Below are 7,315 nucleotides of genomic sequence, written 5' to 3'. Positions count from 1 at the left end.
CCGCGCCCTCCGGCACACTCAAGTCCAGCGCCTCGACAGCGGCCTGCGCCGCGCCGGGGTAGACCTTGCGTAGCTGGTGGGTTTCGAGGGCAAGAGAGCTAAGAGAGGTTCTCGACATCTGCGAGATCCTGCATCCGCCCTGACGCTTGTTTATTTTTCTTCAGATTTTCGATGTCGATGAAGGGCAGGGTGATGCCATCTATTTGAACCTCAATATGCGTGGGATAGCAAGCTTCGAAGTTGACACCAGAGAGCGAGTTCAGAATATCAATTCGGTTGGGTGGATAGCCAAGCTGGATAATTGTACCGGGGTCAAGAAAGTCATCGGGCTTCAAGTTGAGTGAGGCAAACCCAAACTCATTGAGGGCTTGAACTATTTTCTGAGCATTTTTTGTGTCAAGCCAGAGCCAGATATCAATGTCTTTGGTATAGCGGGGGTGGCCATGCAAGGCAACTGCATAGCCACCTACAATGAGATATCGGACTTGATTATCGTTTAAGGATTGTAAGAACTCTTTGAAGTCCTGACTGAGTGTCATTGCCATGATATTCGCATCGAATTTCTTCTAGAGTTGCTAAACGACTTTCATAAGTCTGAGTCTGCCAGTATGCAAAGTCATTGCCTTGTTCCTCAAGACGGACTTTGCGTACGACCAGCGCAATACTGTGATTTCTACTCATACTCTATTCTACCGCTAAGCGAGAGGGGTTTATGACAGAAGCACGTCTGAAGGCAACTGTGCCAGAGCGGGAAGTGCAGCGGGCCGTCCCACAGTTGTTTGCATTGCGTAGTGCGTGCCGCTCTCGGAGGCGGTGTGGAACCCGATCATTGCCTCAAGCACATGGCATGCTAGATCGCCCGAGCAGCGGTGGGCGCGGCCTGTCTGAATGGCAACTGCGATATCGGCGGCTCCAATCCCCCGGCTGTTGCTCGTAAAACCATGCGTCAGCGCGATCTCTTCCCACTCCGCCTTGCCGCGCTTGAGCTTCACGGTGCCGCCAAAGCCATTTGGATCAGGAACGGCCAGCGTGCCCTCGGTGCCGAAAATGACGATGGGGGAGAACGGGGGGACGCCATAGACATCGAAGCTCTGGACGATCTGCCCAATCGCGCCGTTCTCGAAATCAATCACGCCGGAGTAGTGGGTGGGCACTTCGACGTCAATAATCGCCCCATCGAGTGGCTGGCTGGTGATCGTGCGCTGTGGGAAAGTGGTGCGGGTGCTGCCGGTGAGGCGCTTGATCGGGCCGAGCAGGTTGACGAGCGCCGTTAAGTAGTAGGGGCCCATGTCCAGCATTGGGCCACCGCCGGGCTTGTAGTAGAACTCGGGCGCGGGGTGCCAGGTCTCGTGGCCGCGCGAGAGCATGGTCGCCATCGCGGCTACCGGCTGGCCAATCGCGCCATCGTCAATGAGCTTGCGGCAGGTCTGGTGTCCGCCGCCCAGAAACGTGTCCGGGGCGCACCCGAGCCGTAGATTTTTCTCGCGTGCCAGCGCCACGAGTCCCGCGCCCTCTTCAAACGTCACGGCGAGCGGCTTCTCCAAATGCACGTGCTTGCCTGCCTCCAGCGCCGCCTTGGTCACGGCGAAGTGGGCTTTAGGAATGGTGAGATTGATGACGATCTCAATCTCGGGGTCGGCGAGCAGCGCGTCCACGGAGAGTGCGCGGCAGCCGTTTTTCTCTGCGGCGGCCTCGGCGCGGGCGAGGTCGAGATCTGCGCAGGCGGCAATCGCGAGAGTCGGGAAGATCTTGGTGGCGTTGAAGTAGGCTCCGGAGATCGCTCCACAGCCAATGACACCGAATTTCACGGGACGTAGTTCTGACATGCCCTCAGGTTCGACACGAGGCGGGTTTTTCCTGCCGAGGATTGAAGCCTCAGCTACCGGTCCCGCGCGACGACATAGTCCGCCAGTCGGATCAAGGCGTCTCGATACGGTGAGTCTGAGAAGCGATTGAGCTCACCGAGGGCGCGTTCCATGCGCTCTTGTGCTGCCGTACGAGCGACTTCGAAGCCGCCGTGACGCGCGATAATTGCCGTGAGTGCTGCAATATCCGAGTCCGTGAGGGCTTGGCCGCGCTCTAGCTGTGCCAGAAGCTCAGTGCGCGTGGTGGCGTCGCAGTTGTTAAGCGTGTGGATGAGCGGGAGCGTGACGCGGCCATCTCTGAGGTCCGTGCCGAGCGGCTTGCCGGTGCGTTTGGGATCGCCCAGAAAGTCTAGGAGATCGTCGGCGATCTGGAAAGAGATTCCCAGATGGTGCCCGAAGGCGCGCATCGCCGCCGTTTCTTGCTCCGTGCCACCGCCCATGAGTGCGCCCGCCTCAGTGCAGCCCGCCAGAAACCGCGCCGTCTTGCGCTCGATCACTTGCTCGTAGGTGCTAAGATTGAGGTTCCAGTTACGCGCCACGGCGGCTTGTAGCACCTCGCCCTCGGCCATTGCAATCGTGACATCGGCAAAGAGGCGCACCATCGCGAGGTTCTCTTCGTCGCGCGAGAGGAGCCAGATGGCTTTTGCTAGCAGAAAGTCTCCCGTTAGAATCGTGATGCTATTGCCGTAGATCGCGTTTGCCGTGGGCCGTCCCCGGCGCTCGGGGGCTTCGTCTACCACGTCGTCGTGCATGAGAGTCGCCATGTGGATCAGCTCCACGGCGGCGGCGGCGGAGTAAGCTTGGCGCGTGTCGAACTTACGGCCCACGCAGCGTGCGGCAAGAAGCGCGATGGCGGGGCGCAGGCGCTTGCCACCGGAGAGCAGCGTGTGTCCGGAGATTGCGCGCACTTCTCCAATGTCGGAGCGGGTTTCTTCGAGCAGGCGCTCCTCAACCTTGGCCAAGTCCTCTTCGATACACGCAAGCAGCCCTTCCGGGCGAGTGGCTGTCATTTTTCGTTTCCTTTGAGCCCTCGGTGGATCACCACCGTTCCAAAATTGAGATCCGTCACGCGAACGGAGTGCAGTCCCGCCGTTTTCATCAGGTTTGCCAGTTCCTCGCGGGAGTGAAAGGCATCAATCGAGGCGGGAAGATAGGCGTAGGCGCTACGCCTGCCCGAGATCAAGCCCCCGATGAGCGGCATGAGCTTCTGGTAAATACCGTAACCCCAGGCCACGAGGGGATTTTTCGGGCGGTTAAACTCCAGGATCACCACGTGCCCGCCGGGTTTAGTGACGCGTGCCATCTCAGAAAGCCCGCGCCGAATATCGGCAACATTGCGAATCCCAAAGGCGACCGTCACGGCAGCGAAGTGCCCATCGGGGAAAGGGAGTGCTTGGGTGTCGGCCCACTGAAGCGTCACATTGGGGAACTTCGCCACTTTGGGCTCGCCCCAGCGCAGCATCTCCCGAGAGAAATCCGTCCCGATTACCTCGCCACGAGGCCCGACCCAGCGTGCCAGCTCACAAGCGAAATCGCCCGTCCCCGTGCAGACATCCAGCGCTCGGTCTCCCGCCTTCAGGCTTGTCTGGCGGGCCGCCACGCGCCGCCAGGAGCTGTCGAGCCGCAACGAGAGTACTGAGTTCAGCAGATCGTAGCGTGGTGCTATCGCATCGAACATCGCCTCGACGTACTCATGCTTGGTTTCGGGAGTGGGGAGCGGCTCAGGGGCGGGGCGTGTCATTTGCTTTCATCATTTCAGGGCTTTGTGAACATGTTCACAAAGTCTCTTGATGGGATTATACCGTCCCTTATGGGGCAATGCAATGGTCTTCCCCTGCAAATTTTGCGGGTGCAGGTCATAAAAGTGGTGAGGTAGCAGGCTGAAAACGCGGCGATTCCAAAAGGCAAAAAAGGCATCGAAACAAAGACCACGGCGAAGGTATTGGTCATGAACACAGGATACATGGGAGGGTTATCCTAGTAACGCCTCAACAAAAACCTCGGGGTTGAAGGGGAGCATGTCCTCAGGGCCTTCGCCGACACCGACCATTTTTACGGGGACGCCTAGCTCTTGTCGGAGCGTAATCACGATCCCACCACGCGCTGTGCCATCTAGTTTGGCGAGCACAATGCCCGTGACACCGACGGCCTCCGTGAACTGTTTTGCTTGAGGAATCGCGTTCTGGCCCGTGGTGGCATCGAGAGCAAGCAGCACTTCATCGGGCTTGCGACCCAGCTCTTTCTCACAGATTCTGCCGATTTTGCGCAGCTCCTCCATGAGATTCAGCTTGGTGTGCAAGCGCCCTGCCGTGTCCACGAGAATCAAGTCCGCGCCTCGGGCCTTGGCGGCGATAATGGCATCGTGAACGACGGCGGCGGGGTCGGCGTTTTCTTTCTGGCGGATCAGCTCCGCTCCCGCACGATCCGCCCAGATCCCGAGCTGCTCGGCGGCGGCGGCGCGGAACGTGTCGCCCGCCGCAAGAATCACTTTCTTGCCGTCTTTTTTCACCGCCCGATACGCCAGCTTCCCCAGGCTCGTGGTCTTTCCCACGCCATTGACGCCCACCATGAGATAGAGCGTCGGGCCGCTCTCGGCCACCTTAAGCTTGGTGTCGCCCGGATCGCCCAACGCCTCGGTGAGCGCGATCTTAAGCCCTTCTTGGACTTCGCTTGCCGTGGACATGCGCTGGTCGCGCACCATCCCGCGGAGGCGCTCTAATATCTGATCCGTGGTGCGTAGCGAGAGATCCGCCGCGAGGAGTGCTTCCTCGAACTCATCGAACAGATCGTCATCAATGCGGCCCTTGCCCGTGACCAGGGCATCTACCGACTGAAACAGGGTCTTGAACACACCACGTTTGAGCATGAGGGCATTTTACCCCCTAACCCCCGCCCGAACCCACCCGCCTCTGCTCATTCTTCGCTCCGGCACCCTCCCTTGCTGCAAGGGAGGGCTGGGGTGGGTTCAAAACGCTGAGGGGAGAACCTACTTCGCCATCAGGTAATCGCCACGGTAGACGATGCCGGGTTGCTGCTCACTGACGGGTAGCTTGGCGGCAAACGCGGCACGGGCGATGGCTTTTGCGTGGCCGTCGCAGAAGACGATATTACCAAAGCTTTGATGCCGAAAGTCCAGCGACGATGTGCAGCCGTAGCCGGGGTAGCACCAGGAGCTGGGCGGCTGGATGGTGATGGTCTCCGTTACCGTGGCGACGGTTTTCATGGCATCCGGGCCCGTTGCCGTGCTGTCAGTGCGGTTGCCCGAGTCGGCAAAAAGTAGGCACTCGGCGGGGCGTGTGATCGCCGCGTCACTGGCGGGGCTTGGCTGCATCACCCAGTTGCCGCCTATATTGACCCATTGCTCATTGGCGAGAACTGAGCTGTAGCCGTAGCCCGTGCCACCGAGGTTCGCTGGCCCGGCGTACTCGGAGCAGCGCTGAATCTCGCCGCTCTTGAGATACGGAAAGATCAGCCCGAGCTTTTTATCCAGCGGCCCAGAAAACCCCGCACGTGCCCCAACCCAATAGATCTTGCTGTCGCCGTAGCTGAAGAGGGGGAAGGTAGAGTCGTAGTCCTGGGAGTACATCAGCGCCGCAAGCCCGAGCTGCTTGGTGTTGGAGAGGCAGGAGGTCTGGCGGGCCTTGGAGCGAGCCTGAGCAAAGACGGGGAAGAGAATCGCCGCCAGAATCGCGATAATCGCGATGACGACAAGAAGCTCGATCAGCGTAAAAGCTGACCGACGAGTATTCGAGTTCACAAACGTTTCTTTCTAGCCTGTTTCGCGCAGGCCGAGGGATTTTTGGTACCGTCGAATGAATTCGCGGCTAGAAAAGATAAACCCACCTTCGTGGGTTGACAGTCCGCGAAGGCGGACTTTTCCTCACTAGCCGGGATTTCAATCCACGGCGCTTTGCCCCCGCTGGTGATCGGACTCGGAGCCGAGGCTCAATTACCGTTGCGCGACAGTGCCGGAATCACACCGGACTTCCCCAGAGGGCGGGAGCGTGAGTAGGTTATCATGCGGAGGTGGTGCGGGGCAATGACGCATGGCGCACCGCCCACCCGATCTCCGGCCGCACCGCACGTGTCTTGCGATCCTGCGATGCCCCCACGAAACCTGCGGCAAATTCCATGGAGTGCTGAGTGGTTTGTGTCCGCCAAGTGAAGGGAGCAACGGAGATACCTGTGGGTAGGCTGCTGTCTCTAATGCCTTCGTTTTGTCCAAATTGATCGGGCTCAAAGTGATAATGACGCGAAGTGCCATATTCCGTTGTACGATTGACCACATAAGCTTTACCAATGCGTTTACCTAGAATAGTGCTCCGATAAGTTAGACTGGTGTAAAGCCTTGGGTGTTTTTGGGCAAATTGTTCTGAGAAAGAGCCCGGCAGTGGTTTCTTGGCAGTGAGATACGGAAAAAAGTTCGCCAAGTGACCAATGAAAAAAGGTTCACCGCAAATATAGGGAACGCCTCTGCATTTGGAATGCATGTAAAATTCCTGCCAAAACTCGCGGGTGGGATTGCCTTGACTTGCGGCGACGAACTCATCCAGTACGCGCAGGAGCGGCATAACCCACCACTCCAGATCAAACTCGGCAAGTGCGGCGGTGTGTTGGCGGAGCTGCTGCCAATCGTCGGGCGTGCCTTCCAAAATAAAGTAGGGGATGCCACAGATGCCGATCACATCGTAGTTGAAGTAGACCTGCATCGCATCGAGCAGCGCGACCTCAAACGCGGCTTTCTCGACAATGCCTGTGGTGGAGAAGCAGGGGACGATTGTCTGATGTGTCGCGTTGCCAAGATGCGTACTGATTTGTTTGGAGAACTCCGTAAAAACTCCCTCCCAGTCGTTCCCCGCAAAGCCTTTGACGAAATTGTCGCGACGCACTTCCAGTGTGAGCTTGCCATGGTGGGCGACAAGCTTCTCGCGTAGTGCCTCAGCATTTTCACGAACATGGAGCGCGAAGCCCTGCGCGATCAGGAGCCAGATCATGTCCGGGGAGAGCACGAGCGGGTGGTGCTTGTTGTAGGCTGCGCTCACTGCCGCCACAAAACCATGCGAGTAGCTGCTAACGTCAGGGGCGACGAGCGTTTTTGTATCGCGGGAAAATGCCTCAATATCTCCGTTACCTCCGAGTACCTGTTTGAGGACAACCTCGTAGGCGGCAGTTTTGAGCGGCAAGAGCCCTGGGAGAACCGAGTTTCCCGGAATACGAACGGTAGATGCAACGGTAGCCATGGAAAATTATAACCTAACTCCCCAGTCGCGGAGCGACTTTATGGCGGAGCCTGCGACGCCTACAGACGCCGCTTTCAATCGGCGGACGAAATCCAGGTAAAATCCCTGCATGGAAAGATTTGTCATCGGGGTGGATGTCGGGACGGGGTCGGCGCGGGCGGGAGTTTTCGCTGTGGCCGATGGAGCACGCAAGGGGCTGGCGACCCATCC

General features: G+C 58.6%; 7 protein-coding genes and 1 riboswitch. All 7 genes read right to left on the bottom strand.

Going from position 1 to position 7,315, the window contains the following annotated elements:
* Window positions 1-98: 98 nt before the first annotated feature.
* Window positions 99-545 (bottom strand): DUF6036 family nucleotidyltransferase, encoded by a 447-nt coding sequence (locus ACH2EH_RS26625; protein ID WP_395146463.1) that lies wholly within the window; start codon window positions 543-545, stop codon window positions 99-101.
* Between the two features lie 165 nt (window positions 546-710).
* On the bottom strand, window positions 711-1,826 hold the full coding sequence (locus ACH2EH_RS26620; protein WP_395146461.1) for a Gfo/Idh/MocA family protein: 1,116 nt from the start codon (window positions 1,824-1,826) through the stop codon (window positions 711-713).
* Window positions 1,827-1,879: 53 nt separating this feature from the next.
* Window positions 1,880-2,875, bottom strand: a complete 996-nt coding sequence (locus tag ACH2EH_RS26615; protein WP_395146459.1) for a polyprenyl synthetase family protein — start codon at window positions 2,873-2,875, stop codon at window positions 1,880-1,882.
* Window positions 2,872-3,606: a bifunctional demethylmenaquinone methyltransferase/2-methoxy-6-polyprenyl-1,4-benzoquinol methylase UbiE gene (gene ubiE, locus ACH2EH_RS26610; RefSeq protein ID WP_395146457.1), complete on the bottom strand. Its 735-nt coding sequence runs from the start codon at window positions 3,604-3,606 to the stop codon at window positions 2,872-2,874. The genes ACH2EH_RS26615 and ubiE overlap by 4 nt, the downstream gene beginning before the upstream one ends.
* Window positions 3,607-3,837: 231 nt before the next feature.
* Complete coding sequence (gene ftsY / locus ACH2EH_RS26605; RefSeq protein ID WP_395146455.1) at window positions 3,838-4,731, bottom strand: signal recognition particle-docking protein FtsY; 894 nt, start codon at window positions 4,729-4,731, stop codon at window positions 3,838-3,840.
* A 120-nt stretch (window positions 4,732-4,851) separates the two neighbouring features.
* Entirely contained in the window at window positions 4,852-5,622 is a 771-nt protein-coding gene (locus tag ACH2EH_RS26600; protein WP_395146453.1) for a DUF1559 domain-containing protein, read from the bottom strand.
* Window positions 5,623-5,764: 142 nt separating this feature from the next.
* Window positions 5,765-5,882, bottom strand: a riboswitch (cobalamin riboswitch).
* The gene (locus ACH2EH_RS26595) at window positions 5,882-7,105 is read right to left on the bottom strand and encodes a DUF4419 domain-containing protein (protein ID WP_395146451.1); all 1,224 of its coding nucleotides are present in this window, start codon (window positions 7,103-7,105) and stop codon (window positions 5,882-5,884) included. It overlaps the preceding riboswitch by 1 nt.
* Window positions 7,106-7,315: the final 210 nt, after the last annotated feature.

The organism is Armatimonas sp., from assembly GCF_043760365.1.
GTDB lineage: Bacteria > Armatimonadota > Armatimonadia > Armatimonadales > Armatimonadaceae > Armatimonas.
The sequence above is the reverse complement of the archived record's forward strand: the minus strand, read 5'-3'. Positions and strand labels throughout refer to the sequence as shown.